This window comes from Paenibacillus sp. J22FR83 (assembly GCF_059691955.1).
Genome location: NZ_JCAUAM010000001.1, coordinates 910,133 through 932,594, shown reverse-complemented (window position 1 = coordinate 932,594; position 22,462 = coordinate 910,133). Strand labels below are relative to the sequence as shown.

The window sequence follows — 22,462 nt, the reverse complement described above, 5'->3', positions numbered from 1 at the left end:
TTATTTCGATTGTGTCATGGTGAAATATTGATCAACGGCATGCGTAATAGCTTTGGCAAGCTTGGCTTGATGATGACTCTCATTCAGAAGCTTGCGATCTGATTTATTTGATAGAAATCCAAGTTCAACAATGACGGAAGGGCATTTTGTATACTTGAGTACATGATATTTCTTACCAAGAACAGGAAGCTCTTCCGTACCATATACTTGATTCAATGCATCTTGTAAAAGGTTAGCTAACAGAATACTGTCAGATTGATTTTGGTAGATAACGAGAGGACCTCGAGTCCCTGCATTTTTGGACCAATTGATATGAAGGCTGAGCATCATGCTCGGCTTAATCGTATTGGCAAGACCCGAGCGTTGTGCAAGATCTTTGCGATGCCTGCCGCCCCAAGACCAAGTGTTATCATCACTTAACGCATAATCCTCTGTTCGGTTAATGATGACGCGATACCCCTGTTTTACAAGTGATTTATACGTCTTCTTTGCGATAGCCAGATTCATATCTTTTTCTTCATATTTGCCAACCATGGTCCCGCTATCGATGCCACCATGTCCAACATCGAGAATGATGTCCGCGGACGGGAGAAGAGGATCGGTACGAGCAGCTGAAGCTATCTGTGAATGAGGAACGCTAAGTAATAGTGCAAGTAGGATAATCAACCTATATTTCTTCAAATCCCGCCACATCCTTTTGCAAGAATAACTACCCTTATCCTTCTTCCGCAAGGGGGCTATCATACGTGATGCAAAAGTTTGCATGGATTGGATTAACCTTCTTTTACACGGGAATAATGGAAATTAGCAGTGACAGATAGGATAGACATATAACGTAACTAATCGAAGATAACGTGTTTAAGGAGGTTCAACACATGAGTTTAAGTATCATTTTAATGGTAATTCAAGTGTTTTTTGCAGTTGTAATCGGGTTGTATTTCTGGAATTTACTGCGAAATCAACAGACGAACAAGTCTGCAGTGGATAGAGAGTCTAGGAAAGAACTGGAAAAGCTTCGCAAGTTGAGATCCATTTCGTTAACTAAACCTCTGTCTGAGAAAACGAGACCTTCTTCTGTGCAAGATATTGTTGGCCAAATCGAGGGGTTGAAAGCATTGAAAGCAGCATTATGTGGCCCGAATCCACAGCATGTGCTCATTTACGGTCCTCCAGGTGTGGGGAAAACGGCTGCAGCGCGCGTTATTTTAGAAGAAGCGAAGAAAAATCAAGAATCTCCTTTTCGGCCGGATTCCAAATTTACTGAGATAGATGCTACAACAGCTCGTTTTGACGAGCGTGGTATTGCCGACCCATTGATTGGTTCCGTTCATGATCCCATTTATCAAGGTGCAGGTGCGATGGGGGTTGCTGGGATTCCTCAGCCGAAACCTGGTGCCGTAACGAAGGCACATGGGGGAATTTTGTTCATCGACGAAATTGGTGAATTGCATGCAACCCAAATGAACAAATTATTAAAGGTGTTAGAAGATCGTAAGGTGTTCTTAGAGAGTGCCTATTACAGCTCTGAGGATGCGAATATTCCAGGGTATATACATGATATATTTCAAAATGGGCTACCGGCAGACTTCCGTTTGGTTGGAGCGACAACGCGGACACCGAGTGAGATTCCTCCAGCGATCCGTTCACGTTGTTTGGAAATTTTCTTCCGACCACTTTTGCCAGGTGAAGTTGGCGAAATTGCGAGAAAAGCGCTTGATAAAATTGGCTTCAAGAAATGTGAAGATGCGATTGAGGTTGTAACGAAATATGCAACGAATGGCCGTGAGGCCGTCAATGTGATTCAATTAGCCGCAGGTATTGCTCTGACCGATAAAAGGGATTCGATCACGGCAGCAGATATTGAGTGGGTCGTGAATTCATCCCAAATTCCCCCTAGACCAGAGCGCAAAGTGCCAACTCAGCCACAAATTGGCTTCGTTAATGGTTTGGCGGTTTATGGACCTAATTTGGGCACGCTATTAGAGATTGAAGTTTCGGCGATACCAACTGCGATTGCGGGAACAGGGAAATTCAATATTACAGGCGTTGTAGATGAGGAGGAAATGGGTGGCGGCTCCCGAACCATTCGTCGGAAAAGCATGGCTAGAGGCTCTGTTGAAAATGTGTTGACGGTGCTGCGCAAGCTAGGTTTTAATACGTCGGATTATGATTTGCATATCAATTTCCCTGGTGGTGTGCCGATTGATGGACCATCCGCAGGTATTTCAATGGCTACTGCAATCGCCTCAGCCATACATAAAATACCTGTAGATAACAAACTGGCCATGACGGGAGAGATGAGCATACATGGGAAAGTGAAGCCTGTTGGCGGGGTTGTGGCCAAAGTAGAGGCTGCATTCCAAGCAGGTGCTACTCGTGTCATTATTCCGAAGGAAAATTGGCAAGCTTTGTTTGTTGACTTGCCTGGCGTTGAAGTTGTCGCGGCGGAAACCATCGAAGAAGTACTTGCAGCGGCTCTCGGCATTGAGCTTCACGATCATGTGATGCCACTTCCTTTCTCTATGGAAAGAACGATTCCAACGACAACGTTGCCGATTCTACATGCCAATTCACAGCATACAATTGACTCTTAAGGGAGGCTTTTTGCTACCTTACATGGCGCGTTAGGCATCAATTGGTGTTTTGTTTAGAGTTTTGTTAAAATGTAAAGGGCAACGTAGGGAGAAAATTCCACATTGATGTAATAAGCGGCTACGCGTCCTCGGACGGGTGCGTTTATCCCACAATAAAGCCGATCTATCATGTGAAGCTTATTATTATTTTTTATTTCAAGGTGAGACTTTGAACCCAAGAAGTTCAAGGATCCCTATTATTGGAGGTGCAGAGGATGGGGCCTGGAAAAATGAAAGTGCGCAGATTGCCGTTATTGCCACTTAGGGGACTGCTGGTCTATCCGAGCATGGTTCTACACCTGGATGTAGGACGAGAGAAATCGGTGAAAGCACTCGAGCGGGCGATGGTAGATGATAGCATGATTCTCCTCTGCTCTCAATCAGAGATCAACATAGAAGAACCAACGAAAGAGGATATTTATCGCATCGGAACCATTGCGAAAGTGCGACAAATGCTCAAATTGCCGAATGGTACGATTCGTGTTCTAGTTGAAGGTGTTTTACGTGCTGAAATCGTAGAGTACTTAACGAATGACGAATATTACGAGGTCACTGTAAAAGAGTTGCCTGAGCAAGAAATTTCAGATCCTGAGATTGATGCTTTGATGAGAAGTGTACTCAGTCAATTCGAGCATTACATCAATCTTTCCAAGAAAGTCACGCCTGAAACATTAGCCGCGGTATCCGATATTGATGAGCCTGGCCGATTGGCAGACGTGATTTGTAGTCATTTATCGCTTAAAATTAAAGATAAACAGGATATTCTCGAGACCGTTGACGTTCGTGAACGGCTCGAGAAGATGCTTAATATTTTGAATAATGAGCGGGAAGTGCTTGAACTCGAACGCAAAATCAGTCAGCGCGTTAAGAAGCAAATGGAAAAAACGCAGAAGGAATACTATCTCCGTGAGCAGATGAAAGCCATTCAGAAAGAACTTGGTGATAAAGAAGGGCGCGCCGGCGAAGTTGATGAGCTCCGTAATCAGCTTGCGGAAGCCGAGCTTCCGGATAAAGTTCGTGAGAAGGTTGAGAAAGAAATTGATCGATTGGAGAAAATGCCTGCAACTTCTGCAGAAGGCGGCATCATTCGCAATTATATCGATTGGCTGCTAGGTCTGCCTTGGCACAAACAAACCGAGGATGATTTGGATTTAGATAAGGCAGAAGAGATACTGAACGAGGATCACTTTGGTCTTGAGAAGCCCAAAGAGCGCGTGTTGGAGTATCTAGCCGTACAGAAGTTAGTCAAGAAGCTCAAAGGGCCGATACTTTGTTTAGTTGGTCCTCCTGGGGTCGGTAAAACGTCGATTGCACGCTCCATAGCGAGATCGATGGGAAGACAGTTCATCCGCATTTCGCTAGGCGGCGTGAGAGATGAGGCTGAGATTCGCGGTCATCGTCGTACTTACGTTGGTGCCATGCCAGGACGAATCATTCAAGGCATGAAGAACGCAGGTGCGAATAACCCTGTTTTCTTATTAGATGAAATTGACAAGATGGCGATGGATTTCCGTGGAGATCCTGCCTCGGCCTTACTTGAAGTATTGGATCCGGAACAAAATAGCACTTTTAGTGATCATTTCATTGAAGTACCCTTTGATTTATCCAACGTGATGTTCGTGACTACGGCCAATGCTGTGCACAATATTCCTCGTCCTCTGTTAGATCGGATGGAGGTTCTATATATTCCAGGTTATACGGAGATTGAGAAGCTCCAAATTGCCAAGAAATATTTACTTCCTAAGCAGAAACGTGACCACGGTCTGGAAGAAGAGCAACTTGTCGTTGATGAGGCTGCTCTCATGAAGATCGTGCGTGAATATACGAGAGAAGCAGGCGTGCGTAATCTTGAACAGCAAGTTGCAGGCATGAATCGTAAAGCAGCGAAGAAAATCGTCTCGGATCCGGAAACTCCTGTTCATGTAACAGTTGATAACTTAACTGACTATTTAGGTCCTATTAAGTTTAAATACAATGTTGCTGAAGAGAAGGATCAGATCGGTGCTGTGACAGGTCTAGCTTGGACGGAAGTCGGAGGAGATACACTTGTCATCGAAGTATCTGTGCTGCCTGGTACTGGCAAATTAACCTTGACGGGTAAGCTTGGTGATGTGATGAAGGAATCTGCGCAAGCAGCATTCAGTTATACGCGTTCGCGTGCTGAAGTCTTGGGGATTGCGCCAGATTTCCATGAGAAGAATGACGTACACATTCACATCCCTGAAGGTGCTATTCCGAAGGATGGTCCATCAGCGGGGATTACAATGGCTACTGCATTGATCTCTGCTTTGACGAATATGCCGGTCTCACGCTTAGTTGCGATGACAGGCGAGGTCACTCTTCGCGGCCGCGTACTTCCAATCGGTGGCTTGAAGGAAAAGGCACTAGCGGCACATCGTGCAGGGATTCGTACGATCCTTTTACCTCAAGATAACGAAAAAGATATTATCGAAATACCAGAAAGCGTTCGTACAGAGATGACGTTCATCCCTGTCAGCCACATGGATCAAGTGCTGGAACATGCGCTGATCACAAATAAGCCGACGGCTAACGTCGGATCGACTTAGAAAGTAGTTGAACATTCATGAAAGTCAATCAAGCTGAATTTATTATCAGCGCGGTTGGACCTAGCCAATATCCAGAGGATGCCTTGCCAGAGATTGCGCTGGCAGGGCGTTCGAATGTGGGGAAATCGTCACTTATCAACTGTCTGATTTCTCGCAAAAACTTAGCTAGAACCAGTTCTCAACCGGGCAAAACACAAACGCTTAACTATTATAAAGTAAATCAGGACTTATATTTCGTCGATCTTCCTGGATACGGCTACGCGAAAGTTTCCAAAACCAAACGCGAGCAGTGGGGTAAATTTATTGAGAGCTATTTATTGAATCGTGAACCTTTGCGGCTTGTGATGCAGCTAGTTGATCTAAGACATCCGCCTTCCAAAGATGATCAGGCGATGTATGAATGGCTTCGCCATATGGATGTACCTGTGCTTGTCGTAGCGACCAAAGCGGACAAGATTCCTAAGAGCAGATGGCCGAAACATTTGAAGATTGTGCGTGAAACACTAGGGATGGATAAAGGAGTTCAACCACTCATGTTCTCATCTGAGCTAGGTCTCGGCAAAGATGAACTGTGGGGAATTCTAGAGGGAGCGATTGCTTATGGCGAGCCGGAGCCTCAAACCGAAGAAGTTCTTACTAGCTCTGTAACCGATCCGCAACCGTCCTAATCGTAGGGCGGTTTTTTGCGTATTACCCAGCATACTGTTCAAAGATAGAGGAAATCAAAAAGAAGTATACGGGAAAGTGAGGTATACTGGGGGAAATTTAACGGCATTCCAGTTTATCAAGGATTTTTCAGAATATTTGGCTGATTATCATGATTTGCAGGCAGGAATATTAAGGACTCTTGTAGTATAATAATAAGCAAGGTAATAGTTAATGGCTTGAAAACAAAGAATCGAGGGATTTTTATGGCACAAAGGTTAGCGACTGAATATGTCAAAACCTGCCTCCAGTTAACAGAAGCCGATATGTTGAAGTTTTTTCAAATGTTTGTTGACCAAGGCGTGACGCTGCAAGTCAAAGTTTTGGAGAACGGGAATCAGGAAGTTGTTTTTCAAGATGGCGAAGGTCAAGAAATCGTCCTTTCATTTGAGAAGAAATCGGGCCTATATGAATGCACAGGATCCTGCAGATTAAGTAATACCTTATTAGCTAATTTAATGCGTAAAGCAGTATCGGAATTCAAAGGCAGCGCGAAAGTCAATCGGATTTATCCAAGCTACACCATGGTTTATTATTATGAACGCGGAACCGTTGTGAAGATTGAGGAAATCAAAGGTCAACTTTTAACAATTGTCTATGAACACAAAGATACCATTGGTCTTATGCAGATGATGTTCCAGAAGAAAGAAGTTGAGCAAGAGATCGAAATGATCTACGATCAAATCAATCACCTTCTTGATATGCGAAACATGCTGCAGGCTAGGGATGAACACCAACAGATCGACATTCGCCTTAATGAACTGACACATCGTTTGTTCGTATTGGAGGCATAATCACCCATACATGCTGTATTTATGGAGACCCATTTTTGGGTCTCTCTTTGTTTTCAGGCACATGCAATGGCCTTGCGACATAATTTAGATATGGCGTCGATGTGACAGTTGGCCTTTAACAAAAAAAACTATTGCATTTCTCGTCGATAGATGTTATTTTTATTCTCGTTGAAACAATATAGGAACCAGGATTCACTCAGGACATTGAATGTTGCGAGAGATTATACCCTCGGGAAGTGAATGACGTAGGTCCTAGCGGATGAAATTTTTACACACATTTTATTCCTAGGAAGGGGGAACCGAAAGATGGAAACTGAATACTCAACTTTCGGAAGACACGTTGCTGTTGATACTTGGGGGGTAGATTTTGAACTTCTGAACAATGCAGAATGGCTGCAAGCTCAGATGGTCGAAGCTGCCGAAGTATGTGGAGCAACTGTTTTATCTGTACAATCCAAGCAATTTGAACCACAAGGAGCAACAGTGCTTGTTATGTTGTCCGAGAGTCATCTCTCCATTCATACTTATCCTGAGAGAGGTTTTGCTGCACTTGATTGTTATACATGTGGCGAGACAGTCGACCCTCAATTAGCAATCGACTTTATGGTATCCGTACTAAAACCAGAAACGTTCTATGCGAAGAAACTTGTTCGCGGAATGGGTGAACTACAAGTAGAAACTCCTGAAATAAAGCAAGCAGAGCTTGTTAAATAAAATTCTGCAAATTGATAATAACGATGACCACGGAGAAATCCGTGGTTATTTGTTTGTTCGGAGCCCCATACAATGATATTGGTGATACATGTCCAATTCAATTGGAGTGGGGGAAGAAATTTGAAACAAAAGTTAATTCGAAAAACGGTGCTGTACATCGTCGTTCTCTCCTTAATTATTTGGCCAATTTACCAACTCGTCCAGTTGTTAGGTCATCAGAAGGAAGACCACGATGCCACACATTTGCTGTTCCAAGTCTCCTTATTCCAAATGGAAATATTGAAGAGCTCCTTAGATGAAGCCTCGCAGAGTAAGAGTACCGATGATCTTGATCCAGTGAGGCGAGCGCTATACTCAGCGGAATACACGCATGAGCGGCTGATTTTGGCAGCAGGGGGGAAAGAGGAGTTGGATTCCCTTGGTTTTATGAACCAATTAACCCAATACATACAGAGGTTGCAGTTGGGTGGAGCCAGAGCTTTGAAAGCGGATGAGACAGCAACATTGAAGGAAGCACAGAAGAAATTCGGGCATATGTATGAGGTCTATGAGAAAATGATGGCTTCCAATGGCGATATTATTTCATCGCAGAATTCGGAGTTATCGAAACTAGATCGCGAATTGGCTTCCTTTTTACGAAAAAAAGGGCTGCAATAGGGGATTCTGCACTTAAGAGGTATAGAGGAGCACAGAGCTGTTAAAACTAACGATCAGAACCCAAGCATTCATAATTTATTCAAATATTTTGTCGGAATGTCTGAATTGCTGTGCTATAATGATTCTAAATAGAAGGAAAGGCAGGTGGTACCCATGCATATTATCGCAGTTGGTTTGAATTATCGGACAGCCCCGGTAGAAATTCGCGAGAAGTTTGCTTTCTCAGATCAAGATTTACCTAGGGCAATTGCGGAACTGAAAGAAACAAAAAGCATCTTGGAATGTGTCATTGTGGCCACCTGCAATCGCACCGAAATTTATGCCGTCGTGGATCGTCCTCAGCTGTGCAGTCATTACTTGACGCATTTTCTTGAGCGTTGGTTTCATGTGACGAAGGATCAGTTCCAGAAGCATTTATATAACTATGAGAATGAAAAAGCAATTGACCATTTGTTCCATGTAACAACTGGACTTGATTCGATGGTCATCGGGGAAACTCAGATTCTCGGACAAGTGAGAGATGCTTTTTTAGCGTCTCAACAATTGAAAGCAACAGGTTCTTATTTCAACACGTTGTTCAAACAAGCGATCACCCTTGCGAAGAAAGCACATTCGGAAACGGGCATTAGTAATAACCCGGTTTCCATCAGCTATGCTGCTGTAGAACTCGGTAAACGGATTTTCGGAAGCTATGTGAACAAGACGATCATGATTATTGGTGCGGGCAAGATGAGCGAGTTGACCGTGAAGCATCTGTACTCAAATGGTGCCAATAAAGTTATCGTTGTGAATCGCACGTTGGAAAGAGCTAAGGAATTAGCAGGCAAATTCAGTGGTGTGGCTTGCACACTTGAGGAAATGCCGAAATATTTACCTGAAGTTGATATTATCATTAGCTCGACAGGAGCTCCTGGATACGTTCTGACGAAGAAGGATATTCAAACGTATGTGCAAAAAAGAAAATCTCGTCCGCTCTTCATGATGGATATCGCGGTTCCTCGGGACCTAGATCCAGAGATTAGCGGCTTGCCGAATGTGTTCCTATACGATATTGATGATTTGGAGCATATTGTCGATAAACATTTGCAGGAGAGAAAGAAAGAAGCGGCTAAGATTGAAGTCATGATCACATCGGAGATTACTGCCTTTGATCAATGGACGAAGACACTTGGCGTCAGTCCGCTGATTAGTGCCCTGCAAACGAAAGCGAACCAAATTCACGAAGAAACCATGGAGAACATGCTGAATAAGCTGACGGACTTGGATGAACGTGAAATTAAAGTGATACGCAAATTAACGAAGAGTATTGTGAATCAAGTGTTGCGTGATCCGATTCTCAGAATCAAAGAAATGGCGGGAGAGCGCCATGGTGACGATGCATTAGAAATTTTCACGAAACTATTCGCATTAGAAGATACGCTTAAACAACAAGAACAGGCAGATCAAATAGCACAAGAGCTAGAGTCAGGCTTTAATAAAGCGGAAAGTAAACAAACAATGGATGAAAAGTTGTCCGTTCGTGGTTTGCAGAACGCGGATATTCTAGCCCCATCTTGATTAAAAGGCGCTAACCGCCTAGGAGAGGTGCCATGGTTACACGTAGCTGGTTGTTTGATGCGATGATTTATATGTATGCCCTGAGCCTACTGTTTTACTTTTCGGATTTCGCGAATGCGAACCGAAGTGCGAAACGGATGGGGACGGGGCTGCTTTTGTTTGTATGGGTTTTGCAAACTGCTTACTTGGCCATTAGTTTATATGGTCATTTGACAGAATGGGCTTTCGTTCGATCCGATGTTATTTTTATGTTTTCGTGGCTGATTGTCACGATATCGTTGATCATCAACCGTTTTTTCCGAATTGAATTGTTCGTGTTTTTTGTGAATGTACTTGGTTTTGCAATCCTTGCACTGAATATATTCGGGAATCCGCATGTCGTGCCGATCAAATCCGATTGGGACATTAATGATGAGCTATTATTCATTCATATTTCGCTTGCGATTGGCAGTTATGCCGCGTTTTCAATTGCTGCTATTTTTTCGGGGATGTACATATTTCTACATGCAAGGTTAAAAAGTAAAAATTTCTCTCAAGCGGTAATGAGACTGCCTTCACTTGAGAAAATTGAACACTATACGTATTTGTCGGTCATTATCGGGGGGCCACTCCTACTAATGGCATTAAGTCTTGGTGTGGTATGGGTCGTGTTGGAAGGAAATCGGAATCTGCTTTATGATCCCAAAGTCATTAATTCTTTCTTTGTCTTGGCAGCATATGCGTTTTACTTATTTCAACACAAATCCATGCGGATTTCAGGGAATAGGCTAGCGGCGTGGAATCTTGCAGCTTTCTGTATCGTCGTATTGAATTTCGTTGTTTCCAATCTTGTTTCTGATTTTCACGGGTGGATATGGAGTTAACGAGCTGGCAGTATCCGTACCCCATTATGATGAATTTAGCCAAGACCAAGTGTCTGATCATCGGCGGTGGGCCGATTGCTGAACGGAAGCTTCGCTCGTTATTGCAAGCTGGGTCCACAGTAACTATAGTCAGCCCTGATTTCACCTCGGGTATACTAGAGCTTGCGCACCAACCGAATGTGATTGTACACAGGCAATTCTATGATCCGTCACTTTGGACATTACAGGGTGAGGGATGCTTTGCATTAGTCATCGCGGCAACCAATAATGCGCAAGTGAATAAGCAGATCGCACTGGATGCGAATCGATTTGGCTGCCTCGTCAATATTGTGGATCAACCTGAGCTTAGTTCCTTTATTTTACCTTCTGTTGTGCGCAGGGGTAAGTTGGTGATTACGGTGTCAACAGGCGGAGCAAGTCCTTCAGCGGCTCGCAAAATTGCCAAGGAAATCGACAATGCTTATGGTGATGAGTATGAAATTTATTTGGATTTTCTTACCGATACGCGCCTGTTGATTCAGACTCGTGTGAAAGATAAAGCAGCTCGACAACGTTTATTTAAAGAAATGCTGGCCTGGGATCTCATGAGCTACATTCGCGAAGGGACCTTTGAAGCTTGGAAAGAGCAGTTTACTACTGCATTACATAGTACCGCTTGGATGCAATCGCAAGAGCAGGGAGAGAGTGAACTGCCTTCTTGGTCTTTCATCAGTGAGATTAGGCAGCACGTATAGGAGGCGGAGACGTATGAGAACGATTATTGTAGGGACAAGACAGAGTGCTTTGGCACTGACGCAAACAGGACAAGCTGTTGATCTCTTGAAGCAGCTTGCTTCTGAACATGGCATCGAATGTCAATTTGAAATTAAGAAAATTGTAACCAAAGGCGATCGTATTCTGGACGTTACGTTATCCAAAGTCGGAGGCAAGGGCTTGTTCGTGAAGGAAATCGAACAAGCGCTGACAGACGGCGAGATTGACATCGCCGTTCATAGCATGAAGGACATGCCTTTCGAGCTTCCGGAAGGCCTTATTGTAGGCGCGATCCCGAAGCGCGAAGATCCGCGCGATGCGCTGATCACGCGCGGGGCTGGATCGCTGGACGAGCTGCCGCAGGGCGCGCTCGTCGGCACAAGCTCGCTGCGCCGGGCTAGCCAGCTGCAGCATCACCGACCAGACCTCCGGATCGAGTCGATCCGGGGCAATATTGATTCGAGGCTGCGCAAGCTCGAAGAAGAGAACTTCGATGCGATTATGCTTGCCGCCGCCGGTCTGCACCGGATCGGCTGGCAAGATCGCATCAGCGCGTACTTGCCGCCCGAGCTATGCCTCCCTGCCGTAGGGCAGGGAGCGCTGTGCATCGAGTGCCGCGGCAACGACGCTTTCGTGCTGGACTTGCTGGGCAAGTTCCAGCATGAGCCAACGGCGCTCGCGGTGCGAGCGGAGCGGGCTTTCCTCGGCAGACTCAATGGAGGCTGCCAGGTGCCGCTCGGCGCTTACGCGAGCGTCGAGAACGGCAGCGGGGAGGACGCACCGCTGCTGACCCTCACTGGCATGGTTGGGACGCCTGATGGCGTGACCATGCTCAAGGAAACAGCTTCCGGGAGCGATCCGGAAGCGCTAGGCATGCTTGTTGCAGAGAAGCTCATCGAGCAGGGAGCCGAGAAGATTCTAGCTGAGGTGAGGGAGTGATTGCTGTGAGCAAAGGAAGAGTTTTTCTTGTTGGAGCAGGTCCAGGTGATCCTAAGCTCATCTCGGTTCGCGGGGTAGAAGCGATCCAAAGAGCTGATGTTATCGTATATGATCGATTGGCGAATCCGCGGTTATTGAAGCATCGTAGACCAGAAGCAGAACTCATCTTTGTTGGCAAACTGCCAGATAAACATATTTTAAAACAAGAAGAAATCAATCAATTGCTCGTAGACCTGGCTTTACAAGGCAAGATCGTAACACGTCTCAAAGGTGGAGATCCGAGTGTATTCGGACGCGTCGGGGAAGAAGCGGAGCTTCTAGTAGATAACGGGATAACCTATGATATTATCCCAGGAATCACTTCTTCGATTGCTGTTCCTGCTTACGCAGGTATTCCGGTTACGCATCGCGATTTCACTTCGTCCGTTGCCATTGTAACGGGCCATGAGTATCCGAATAAAACGTATTCCAGCTTGGATTGGGAACATCTGGCCAAAGCAATTGGCACGATGGTGTTCCTGATGGGCGTTGCCAATTTGGAACAAATATGCCGGGAATTGATTCGTTGCGGCAAGCCCCCAGAAATGCCCGTTGCCTTAGTTCGTTGGGGAACTTGGGCAGATCAAGCGACGATTACAGGTACGCTTGCAGATATCACAGATAAGGTCCGAGAAGCGAACTTCAAATCGCCAGCCGTCATTATCGTCGGTGAGGTTGTTAAGCTTCGTGAGAAGCTGGCATGGATGGAGAAGAAGCCGCTGTTTGGCAAGCGAGTGCTCGTCACGAGAGCTCGGAGTCAAGCGAGTGAACTAGTCGATCTGATTGATGATTTGGGTGGAGAACCTGTTGAATTCCCTGTGATTCGATTACAGCCGCCAAGTCGTCCAGAAGCACAGCAAGCCCTAGATCTAGCACTTGAAAGACTACAGGAATTTGACTGGATTGTACTAACGAGTGTGAATGGCGTTGAATTCTTTTTCCGCAGAATGCGCGAGCTGCGTATTGATGTTCGCAAAATGGGAAATGCACGAATTGCTGCCGTAGGTCCTAAGACAGCTGAAGCGCTTGCTGAGCGTGGTATCATCGCAGATGTCCTACCAGCCAAGTTCCAGGGAGAAGGCATCCTAGATGCGATTCAAGGGGATTTGAACGCTGGTCAGAAGGTGTTATTGCCGACAGCGGATTTGGCTCGTGATTATTTACCTTCCAAACTGACGGAGTTAGGTCTTGAAGTGACGGAAGTGGATGTCTACGAGAATGTGCTGACCACGGATGACGGGGACGAGATTATTCACCTTTTGCAAAATCAAAGCATTCATATTATTACTTTTACAAGCTCATCAACTGTTACAAATTTACTGGAAGCATTGAAGCAGCTCGGCACGGAAGATCCGTTATCGCTGTTGCAGGGTGTTGAGATCGCAGTAATTGGTCCCAAAACGGCAGAAACCGTCCTACAAGCTGGTCTGTCGATTACATATACGGCTAAGGAAGCAACTGTAGCTTCTTTGGTACAAAGTATGATTCAAGGAGGCGGAAATCCATCATGAGTTTTCCAATCGTTCGTAACCGCCGCTTGCGCGGTAATGCAGCTATTCGTAATCTTGTTCGTGAAAATCAAGTAACGGTCAACGATGTCGTTCAACCGATCTTTGTTACTCACGGTACAAATGTGAAGTCAGAAATTGCCTCGATGCCTGGTGTGTATCATTTCTCATTAGACCGTGTCAAAGAAGAAATCGATGAAATCACGCAATTAGGCATTCAAGCGATTCTCTTATTCGGAGTACCTGATCATAAAGATGCTACAGGCACGTCCGCATTCATGGATGATGGTATCGTGCAACAAGCAACACGCTTTATCAAAGAGATCAATCCTAACTTGTTAATTATCGCTGATACCTGTTTATGTCAATTTACGGATACAGGTCATTGCGGCGTCATTCATCATCACCCGATTACAGGGCAAGCGGATGTCGCGAATGATCCTTCTTTGGAACTACTCGTTCGCACGGCTGTCTCGCAAGCCAAAGCGGGTGCAGATATTATCGCTCCTTCCAATATGATGGATGGTTATGTGCAAGCTATTCGTACTGGACTAGATGAAGCTGGTTATGAGAACACGCCAATCATGGCTTATTCCGTTAAGTACGCATCAGCTTACTACGGTCCTTTCCGTGATGCGGCGCATTCCACACCGCAATTCGGTGACCGGAAGACGTATCAAATGGATCCTGCTAATGGCCGTGAGGCGCTTCGCGAAGCATCAAGCGACGTCATTGAGGGAGCGGACTTCCTGATGGTGAAGCCAGCGCTTGCCTATATGGACATTATCCGCATGCTGAAAGATAACTTCGATTTACCTGTTGTCGCCTATAATGTGAGCGCAGAGTATGCCATGGTGAAGGCTGCTGCGCAGCAAGGCTGGGTGAATGAAGAAGCGATTGTCATGGAAACAATGACGAGCTTCAAACGTGCTGGAGCCGACATTATCCTTACCTATTTCGCCAAAGATATCGCGCGTTACTTGCAAAAATAATGTGTTCATGAACCATTTGTCCACTGTGATCTTAAGCAGAAGGAGGGTGGTTCTTTTGTCATACTTTTGTCGCAATAGGGAAGCTTACGTTGGTTGTGAGAGGGGTATAATTAGGGCATAATGGATGAGAATAGATGGAAACAAGAGGAAGGTGCCTCGTGAGTTATAACGATAATTTTATTAAAGCATGCCGGAAAGAAAAAGTTGATACACTGCCCGTTTGGTATATGCGTCAAGCAGGTCGCTACGACCCGGACTACCGTAAGATCAAGGAGAAGTACTCCTTGCTTGAAATTTGCCAGCAACCAGAGCTTGCAGCTGAAGTAACTATGATGCCGATCAAAAAACTTGGCGTAGATGCCGCGATTTTGTACTCGGATATTATGAACCCAGTGGCTTCGCTTGGTGTTGACTTCGATATTGTGAAAGATATCGGTCCTGTCATTCATACACCGGTTCGTACGGCACAAGATGTGGAACGGCTTCGTCCAATTGATGTGGAGAAGGACTTGTCCCATATTCTTCAAACGATTCGTATTTTAGATAAAGAATTAGAAGTACCGTTGATTTCGTTCGCAGGTGCGCCATTTACGATCGCCAGCTATTTAATTGAGGGCAGACCCTCCAAGAGTTATATTCGCACGAAGCAAATGATGTATTCTGAACCAGCAGTCTGGTTTGCTTTAATGGATAAGCTCGGAGACATGGTTATTACGTATCTGCGAGCACATATTGCTAATGGGGCGAAAGCCGTTCAAGTATTCGATAGCTGGGTGGGGGCGCTCTCTCCAGCCGATTTCGACGTCTATGTACGTCCTACGATGATGCGGATTTTCAAAGAGCTATCGGACTTGAAAGAACCAAAAATTTATTTCCCAGGCGTTAGCTCAGGTGAGTTGCTCCCGTATTTGACGACGATTCAAGCAGATGTGATTGGCCTAGATTGGCGAGTGCCGATTTCCGTAGGTCGTGAAAGACTTCAGAATCGATATGCCGTACAGGGCAATCTAGATCCTTATATTTTAACAGCGCCGATGTCTGTGATTGAAGCGCAAGCGAAGGCGATTATGGATGAGGGAATGAAGCAGCCAGGATTTATTTTCAACCTAGGACATGGCTTGTTCCCGGAAGCATCGCTTGAGAAACTGAAAGAATTAACGACGTTTGTTCATTCTTACTCGCATTCCGTTTTAACCCAGCAAGCTGGAAAGAGTGGTGTTTAACATGGCTCAAAAACGCATTGGTGTCCTAGTGATGTCTTACGGTACGCCGGAAAGTTTAGATCAAGTCGAAGCGTACTATACACACATACGTCGTGGTCATCCGCCTACGCCTGAGCAATTGCATGAATTAACAACGCGTTATGAGGCTATTGTGGGTGGCTTCTTCCCGTTGCGCGAAAATACGAATAAACAAGTCAAGGGGCTCGAAGCAACGCTTCGTCAGGAGCATCCTGAGCTTGAATTTGTCTGTTATCAGGGCCTGAAGCATGCTCAGCCGTATGTTGAAGATGGTGTAGAGCAGATGGTTAAAGACGGCATCACAGAGGCCGTAGGGATTGTTCTAGCGCCTCATTATTCGACAATGAGTGTTGGCGGCTATGTGAAGAGAGCGAAGGATAAGGCGGAAGCGCTAGGCCTTAACATAACGTTCGTGCTGGATTATCACCTTCATGGGAAGCTGCTAGATGCGCTGCAAACTCGGGTAGAGAAAGCTTTGGGCAAATTTGCTGAAGCGGATCGGGATAACGTGAGGGTCATCTTTACTGCGCATAGCTTGCCAGAGAAAATTCTGGAAATGAAGGATCCGTACCCGGATCAATTGCTCGCTACTTCCAAAGCGCTCGCTGACCGGGTTGGTCTTACGAATTGGCAATTCGGTTGGCAGAGTGCAGGTCAGACCGCAATGCCTTGGTTGGGTCCAGACATTATGGATGTCATGCGTACGATTAAGCTGGAAGAAGGCGTCGATAAGATTCTCCTCTGTCCAATCGGTTTCGTTTCCGACCATTTAGAAGTTCTTTATGATATTGATATCGAAGCGCAAGCATTGGCCCAAGAGTTAGGTATTCATTTGGAACGCACAGAGTCACTCAATACCGATCCGCTATACATGGAAACATTAAGTGATGTTGTCTACAAGAAATGGCAAGAGGCAGCTGGTTCGCAATGAGTAACAACGTGCCTCATTATATGATTATTGGCGGGGGTATTACGGGGCTGAGTGCTGCCTTTTATTTGAAAAAACAGATGACGGAGCATGAAGCCGGCGGAGGTGGCCCCTTTCGTATATCTGTCGTTGAGAAATCGCCGTCATTTGGCGGGAAAATTCATACGATTGCGCGTGACGGCTTTGTGATTGAAAAGGGACCAGATTCCTTCCTAGCTCGCAAGCGTCCCATTATTGATTTGGCTTATGATTTAGGCATGGAAAATGAGCTGACCGGCACGAATCCGAAAGCGAAGAAAACGTATATCGTTCGTGGGAGAAAACTCCATAGGATGCCTCCTGGCTTGGTTCTTGGAATCCCGACGCAAATGACGCCCTTCATGAAGACAGGTCTTATCTCACCAATTGGCAAGCTGCGCGCCGCGATGGACTTGATTTTGCCTAAGAGAGAGGTAACCGAGGATGAGTCACTTGGACATTTTCTGGAGCGCCGACTGGGTAAGGAAGTGCTTGAGCGTATTGTTGAGCCGCTGCTTGCCGGGATTTACGCCGGGGATACGTTTAAGCTGAGCTTGAAATCCACCTTCCCGCAATTTCGGGCGATGGAGCAGAAGAATCGCAGTCTAATTTTTGGGATGATGGCAAGCCGGAAGAATGTGACGGAGGAAAGCGCGCATTTGCCTGCTGCTGTTCGTCATTCGGTATTTGTTACGTTCAAACGAGGGCTGCAATCGTTAGTAGAAGGTCTAGTAGATGCGTTAAGTACGGTGGATTTACGTGCGGGTGTTGGCGTTGTGTCAGTACGTCGTGTAGAAGATGGACAAACAGAAGTCCTCTTCGAGGACGGCCATCGTGAAGTCGTTCAAGGAGTCATTGTGACGACGCCCACGTATCAAGCGGCGAAGCTGCTTTCGGAACTCCCGGCGGCAAGCAAGCTAGCGAAAATTGATTATATATCAGTAGCCAATGTAATTATGGCGTTCGATCGTAAAGATATCCCATTTGAACTAGATGCCTCTGGTTTCCTTGTTCCTAAGCATGAGGGGTATACCATTACAGCCTGTACGTTAACCTCTGCCAAGTGGCTGCATGCTGCTCCAGAAGGCAAGGTGCTGCTTCGTTGTTACATTGGTCGCGCTGGCGAGCAGGAATGGCCGGCATGGTCTGATGAACAATTGATTAGTAAAGCACGTCGTGATATCGATGATCTGCTTGGGATTACGGCTGAACCTAGTTTTGTTGAAGTGACAAGATTGATGCACTCCATGCCGCAATACCCTGTAGGCCATTTAGAGGCGATCGCGGACTTCAATAAAGAATTGGCTGCAGCCATGCCGAGCGTGCTGGTCACGGGTGCAGGGTTTCATGGCGTCGGACTGCCTGATTGTATAAGACAAGGCAAAGAAGCTGCAAAGCAACTTGGTGATCTTGTTCTGACACGTACATGATCATCAATAAGCAAGTGATTGTGTGTTAACGGAGCTTGGTCAACTCCAAAGTGAATTCGCTCGGAGAGATCGTTAGGATTTTTTTCTCTTCGAGATCACGAATGACTTGCATGAGCGTGGATTTCTGTACACCAGCGAGTTGCGAAATTTCATCATAATTCAGAACAAGCTTAATGACGATTGAGGTACCTTTGCGCAAGCCATGCGAGTTCGCCATTTTGATTAAGCTTTTGATAACTCGCGTTCTTGCATCGACGAAGGTTAAATCATAGACTTGTTGATTTGTATCTCTTAACCGGTTGCTGAGTTCTTGCATGATGCCTAGGCTAATGTCAAAATGATTACGAAGCAAATCAAGGAAGCTTTGGCCTGTGATTGTGAGCAGTGTGCAATCTTCCAAGGTTTGAGCTGAGGCAGAACGCGGTTTGCCATCGATAAGCGAAAGCTCACCGAAGCTTTCTGTGCTTTTGCAGATTGTCAGTATTTTCTCCTCGCCAGAGGTACTTGTTGTGTAGATCTTCACGGAACCGCTAAGAACCATATAGAAAACCGAACCGAGCTCTTTTTCCTGAAACAGGATCGTACCTGTTTTGTAAGTACGTCTAGTACAAATTTCAATAAGGGCCTTCAATTGATTCTCGCTTAATTGGGCGAATAATGGAACTTTCTTGATTAGCTCTAGCATAGGTTGTACCGCCTTCATTTGGTAGTTATGGGTAGGATATGACCTCATTTTATCACAAGATTACGATATTGGGGGCTAAATAATGGTAAATTCGAGCAGAATCGACAAACAGTCAGCGGCTGCTTTTCAAGAAGCAAGGGGGCTGATTCCTGGTGGAGTGAACAGTCCAGTCCGTGCTTTTAAATCGGTGGGCTTAACGCCTTTGTTCATGGAGAGTGGGTCGGGCTCGCGTGTAACGGATATCGATGGGAACACTTTTATTGATTATGTTGGCTCATGGGGGCCGCTGATTGTAGGACATGCTCATCCGAAGGTACTCGAAGCTATTCAAGCGACAGCAATGAAAGGCACAAGCTTTGGTGCTCCTACATTGCTTGAAACTGAGATGGCGAAGCTTGTCATTGAACGCGTACCCTCGATTGAAATGGTTCGCATGGTTAATTCAGGGACAGAGGCTACGATGAGTGCGTTGCGACTGGCTCGTGGATTCACGAAGCGTGACAAGATCGTCAAATTCGAAGGAAGCTACCATGGGCACGCAGATGCGTTGTTGATCAAGGCAGGGTCTGGAGTTGCTACTCTTGGTTTGCCAGACAGTCCTGGTGTCCCAAGCAGCGTGGCATCCAATACAATAACGGTACCTTATAATGATTTGGATTCTGTGAAGCTTGTATTTGAAAAGTTCGGAGAAGAAATTGCCGCGCTTATCGTAGAACCCATTGCAGGCAATATGGGGGTTGTTCCTCCAGCAGATGGCTTCTTGCAAGGTCTTCGTGACATCACCAAACAATATGGTTCCTTGTTGATTTTTGATGAAGTAATGACTGGTTTCCGCGTGCACAAGAACTGTGCACAGGGGTTGTACGGTGTAACTCCAGATTTAACTTGCCTAGGTAAAGTGATCGGTGGTGGGCTTCCTGTAGGCGCCTATGGCGGCCGCTTAGACATCATGGAACAGATTGCTCCTGCAGGTCCGATTTATCAAGCGGGCACGTTATCAGGTAATCCACTTGCCATGGCAGCGGGTTTCGCGACATTGTCCTTGCTAGGCGAACCGAATGTTTACGAGGAATTAGAACGCAAATCAGCTAGACTAGAAGCGGGCTTTGCTGCCAATGCTGCCGAGTTCGGGATTGCGAGTTCGATCAATCGCGTAGGTTCGATGGTTTGTCCGTTTTTTACAGAGGTAGCTGTCACCAACTATGACACGGCCAAAACATCCGATCTTAGTCGATTTAATGCCTACTTCGGCAACTTGTTAGATCTAGGCGTTTCCGTGGCACCTTCCCAGTTTGAGGGGATGTTCGTGTCTACCGTTCACTCTGATGAAGATATTGAAACGACGATCGAGGCTCATCGTGAAGCGTTGAAACGATTATAAGAAAGGTGCAGCCCTCCGTAGGATATTCTGCGTGAGGGCTGTTCTTTATTTTATGGGATGGATGATGTCGTTAAGCTTCATATCACTCATGTTCCTCAGAAGAATAGATGGATTATCTCCCGTTAAATTTGGCGTTTTCTAATCAAATGGAGAGAAAGATGGAAAATCTACAGCTAATTACTCCTAATTTACGTGATCTGTACAGTTGAGGGATTATTAACAACATTTTTTCCAGTTATATCGATTTTTGAATGAAATTCCCCGCAAATAGCTGTAGTTTTTCCAGTTAAAACAAACTTGCTCCCGCTGAAACGCTCCGTTCCCGCCTACCGCCCGCTGCGTACTCACTCAAAAGGATTCCCCCGCAGTACAAAAAAAGTTAGCACCCGTAGAAACGGTTGCTAACTTCATTAAATAAATCGCTGCTGCTTATCCAGTTCTCTTACTAGTTAGGTTTAACTGTTGGTGCAGTAGACGTAGATGTGTTCGGTACTGTCTCTGTTCCATTCGTTGCTGGTTTCGGTGTAGCACTAGGCGCAGGAGACGGTGTTGTCGTCGTCGTTGGCTTCGTACTACCGGTGTTTGCACCACCCGTATTTGTAGTCCCACTACTTGGCGTCGGCGTAGGTGTAGGAGTTGATGTAGGGGTGCCTGTATTTGTTGGTGTAGGGTTAGGGTTTGTTGTTGTATCCGTTGGTGTTCCAGTAGATGGCTTATCCGTCGAGTTCGGTTTCGTCGAGTTAGTGCTTGAAGGTGACGATGACCCGCCAGCTTTGACGGACTCTGCTGTGTTTTCTGGTTTCGCTGATGGTGTTGGTGTTGCTTTCGGTGTTGGTGTAGGTAATTTACCTTGTGCTTTCAGTTCTGCTTGTTCTTTCAAGAATTCAGGATGAGTGGAAGCACCACCTGCATCAATCGATGTCAAGCCAGCCCAGATGTTCTTCACTTGGACTTTCTCAGGATGATCGAATACTAAGAAAGCTGAAGGTAAGCGACGCTCGCCATAACGGCTCGACGGTTTGGTAATAAGTTCATTATTATAAACCATCTCAGATGATGCTCCGCCATCTAGGAATCCAGCATTGATTACGTCGTCTTCTAAGAATAGATCCTGAACTTCTTTCAGTGTAGCGCCAACACTTGATGTTTGACGACCATCAATAACGATAAAGATAACGGTACCGTCTGCTTTTTGACCAACTGCTGTACGCGGTGCACGTCCCCATCCGCCATCGCCACTTGTAATTAGCGGTTTACCGTTCGCGATTACACGCGGGTAGAAGGAAACAGCTTCCGTGACACCGAGCTCTAATAAGGCATTAATGGTATACTTACCAATAATAAGTGTACCTTCCTTGGTAAATCCGACAATTTGTTGCGGGTTACTTCCTTCTTGGTCGGTATAAAGGATTTCACCACCGGACATAATAGCACCGATTGGGGCAAATCCGTTTCCTAGGCCGTCAGGATCATTGAAGCCGCCGCCATTGACACCGGCAACAGCACCTGTCCGTTGAACCATAGCTGTGATTCGTTCACCCTCACCTTGTTTGGACGGAACGACAACGCGGATTGAACGTGGATCATATACATACATGCGCTTACCCTTCCAGAGGGTGCCGGAAATATCTTCTACTTTAACGAGACTCTCAATAGGTCGATTGGTATTAAATTGTACTGCCTCTATATCTTGCTTCTCGATCGAGTTAACTTCCGTTAGATTCTGCATTTCAAGAACCATCTGGTCTCGGCGCTGTGCGCCTACGAAGATCCAAGCCCAATCACGATGCTGCGTTGTGATAACGGTTTTGGCCAGATACTCTCGAATGAATGTTCCCGGTGGGGTTAGAAATAGAAAGCTAGAACTTAGAAATGTACAAGCTGCAAGGATAAGTAAAGTCCGCTTCAGCCAACTATAATTTCGAAAATGATTTGCAATTGAACTACCCAAGGTAAACCTCTCCTGCTCTATTAATAAAATGGTAGAAAATGTCGAAAAAAAACAATACAAGTATAATAGTATCATATTTTTGCATGCAAATGGTAATGGTAATTGTT

General features: G+C 45.7%; 19 protein-coding genes. 16 read left to right on the top strand and 3 right to left on the bottom strand.

The window, feature by feature from the left end:
• A complete protein-coding gene (locus AC58PV_RS03295) occupies nt 1-681 on the bottom strand; it encodes an N-acetylmuramoyl-L-alanine amidase family protein (RefSeq protein ID WP_497430850.1) in 681 nt (226 codons plus the stop codon).
• A 194-nt stretch (nt 682-875) separates the two neighbouring features.
• On the opposite strand from AC58PV_RS03295, the gene lonB reads away from it, so the two are divergent.
• The 15 genes from lonB (at nt 876) to hemG (ending at nt 18,338) form a co-directional block, all read left to right on the top strand.
• Entirely contained in the window at nt 876-2,594 is a 1,719-nt protein-coding gene (gene lonB / locus AC58PV_RS03290; RefSeq protein ID WP_497430849.1) for an ATP-dependent protease LonB, read from the top strand.
• Between the two features lie 254 nt (nt 2,595-2,848).
• Complete coding sequence (gene lon, locus AC58PV_RS03285) at nt 2,849-5,200, top strand: endopeptidase La (RefSeq protein ID WP_497430848.1); 2,352 nt, start codon at nt 2,849-2,851, stop codon at nt 5,198-5,200.
• A gap of 17 nt (nt 5,201-5,217) precedes the next feature.
• The gene (gene yihA / locus AC58PV_RS03280) at nt 5,218-5,868 is read left to right on the top strand and encodes a ribosome biogenesis GTP-binding protein YihA/YsxC (protein ID WP_497430847.1); all 651 of its coding nucleotides are present in this window, start codon (nt 5,218-5,220) and stop codon (nt 5,866-5,868) included.
• A gap of 243 nt (nt 5,869-6,111) precedes the next feature.
• Complete coding sequence (locus AC58PV_RS03275) at nt 6,112-6,699, top strand: non-ribosomal peptide synthetase module (RefSeq protein ID WP_497430846.1); 588 nt, start codon at nt 6,112-6,114, stop codon at nt 6,697-6,699.
• Between the two features lie 306 nt (nt 6,700-7,005).
• Nucleotides 7,006-7,413 carry an adenosylmethionine decarboxylase gene (speD, locus tag AC58PV_RS03270; protein WP_056610310.1) on the top strand — a complete coding sequence of 136 codons (408 nt, stop codon included), beginning with the start codon at nt 7,006-7,008 and terminating at the stop codon, nt 7,411-7,413.
• 120 nt (nt 7,414-7,533) lie between these two features.
• Nucleotides 7,534-8,070, top strand: coding sequence for a hypothetical protein (locus AC58PV_RS03265; protein WP_497430845.1), 537 nt, complete (start codon nt 7,534-7,536; stop codon nt 8,068-8,070).
• Nucleotides 8,071-8,223: 153 nt separating this feature from the next.
• A complete protein-coding gene (hemA, locus tag AC58PV_RS03260; protein WP_497430844.1) occupies nt 8,224-9,627 on the top strand; it encodes a glutamyl-tRNA reductase in 1,404 nt (467 codons plus the stop codon).
• A 32-nt stretch (nt 9,628-9,659) separates the two neighbouring features.
• Nucleotides 9,660-10,490, top strand: a complete 831-nt coding sequence (locus AC58PV_RS03255; protein WP_497430843.1) for a cytochrome C assembly family protein — start codon at nt 9,660-9,662, stop codon at nt 10,488-10,490.
• The gene (locus AC58PV_RS03250; protein WP_497430842.1) at nt 10,481-11,224 is read left to right on the top strand and encodes a precorrin-2 dehydrogenase/sirohydrochlorin ferrochelatase family protein; all 744 of its coding nucleotides are present in this window, start codon (nt 10,481-10,483) and stop codon (nt 11,222-11,224) included. Before AC58PV_RS03255 ends, AC58PV_RS03250 begins: the two co-directional genes overlap by 10 nt.
• Before the next feature lie 13 nt (nt 11,225-11,237).
• The gene (gene hemC, locus AC58PV_RS03245; RefSeq protein ID WP_497430841.1) at nt 11,238-12,182 is read left to right on the top strand and encodes a hydroxymethylbilane synthase; all 945 of its coding nucleotides are present in this window, start codon (nt 11,238-11,240) and stop codon (nt 12,180-12,182) included.
• A gap of 5 nt (nt 12,183-12,187) precedes the next feature.
• Nucleotides 12,188-13,732 carry a uroporphyrinogen-III C-methyltransferase gene (gene cobA / locus AC58PV_RS03240; RefSeq protein ID WP_497430840.1) on the top strand — a complete coding sequence of 515 codons (1,545 nt, stop codon included), beginning with the start codon at nt 12,188-12,190 and terminating at the stop codon, nt 13,730-13,732.
• Nucleotides 13,729-14,721 carry a porphobilinogen synthase gene (hemB, locus tag AC58PV_RS03235; RefSeq protein WP_497430839.1) on the top strand — a complete coding sequence of 331 codons (993 nt, stop codon included), beginning with the start codon at nt 13,729-13,731 and terminating at the stop codon, nt 14,719-14,721. Before cobA ends, hemB begins: the two co-directional genes overlap by 4 nt.
• Nucleotides 14,722-14,879: 158 nt before the next feature.
• Entirely contained in the window at nt 14,880-15,944 is a 1,065-nt protein-coding gene (gene hemE / locus AC58PV_RS03230) for a uroporphyrinogen decarboxylase (protein ID WP_497430838.1), read from the top strand.
• Between the two features lies 1 nt (nt 15,945).
• Nucleotides 15,946-16,893, top strand: coding sequence for a ferrochelatase (gene hemH / locus AC58PV_RS03225; RefSeq protein ID WP_497430837.1), 948 nt, complete (start codon nt 15,946-15,948; stop codon nt 16,891-16,893).
• Entirely contained in the window at nt 16,890-18,338 is a 1,449-nt protein-coding gene (gene hemG, locus AC58PV_RS03220) for a protoporphyrinogen oxidase (protein ID WP_497430836.1), read from the top strand. Before hemH ends, hemG begins: the two co-directional genes overlap by 4 nt.
• Before the next feature lie 25 nt (nt 18,339-18,363).
• On the opposite strand, the gene AC58PV_RS03215 is transcribed toward hemG, so the two are convergent.
• Complete coding sequence (locus AC58PV_RS03215; RefSeq protein WP_497430835.1) at nt 18,364-19,023, bottom strand: Crp/Fnr family transcriptional regulator; 660 nt, start codon at nt 19,021-19,023, stop codon at nt 18,364-18,366.
• Between the two features lie 82 nt (nt 19,024-19,105).
• Here AC58PV_RS03215 and hemL point away from each other — a divergent pair, with 82 nt between their 5' ends.
• Nucleotides 19,106-20,404 (top strand): glutamate-1-semialdehyde 2,1-aminomutase, encoded by a 1,299-nt coding sequence (gene hemL, locus AC58PV_RS03210; RefSeq protein ID WP_497430834.1) that lies wholly within the window; start codon nt 19,106-19,108, stop codon nt 20,402-20,404.
• Between the two features lie 445 nt (nt 20,405-20,849).
• On the opposite strand, the gene AC58PV_RS03205 is transcribed toward hemL, so the two are convergent.
• Nucleotides 20,850-22,355, bottom strand: coding sequence for a phosphodiester glycosidase family protein (locus AC58PV_RS03205; RefSeq protein WP_497430833.1), 1,506 nt, complete (start codon nt 22,353-22,355; stop codon nt 20,850-20,852).
• Between the last annotated feature and the right edge of the window lie 107 nt (nt 22,356-22,462).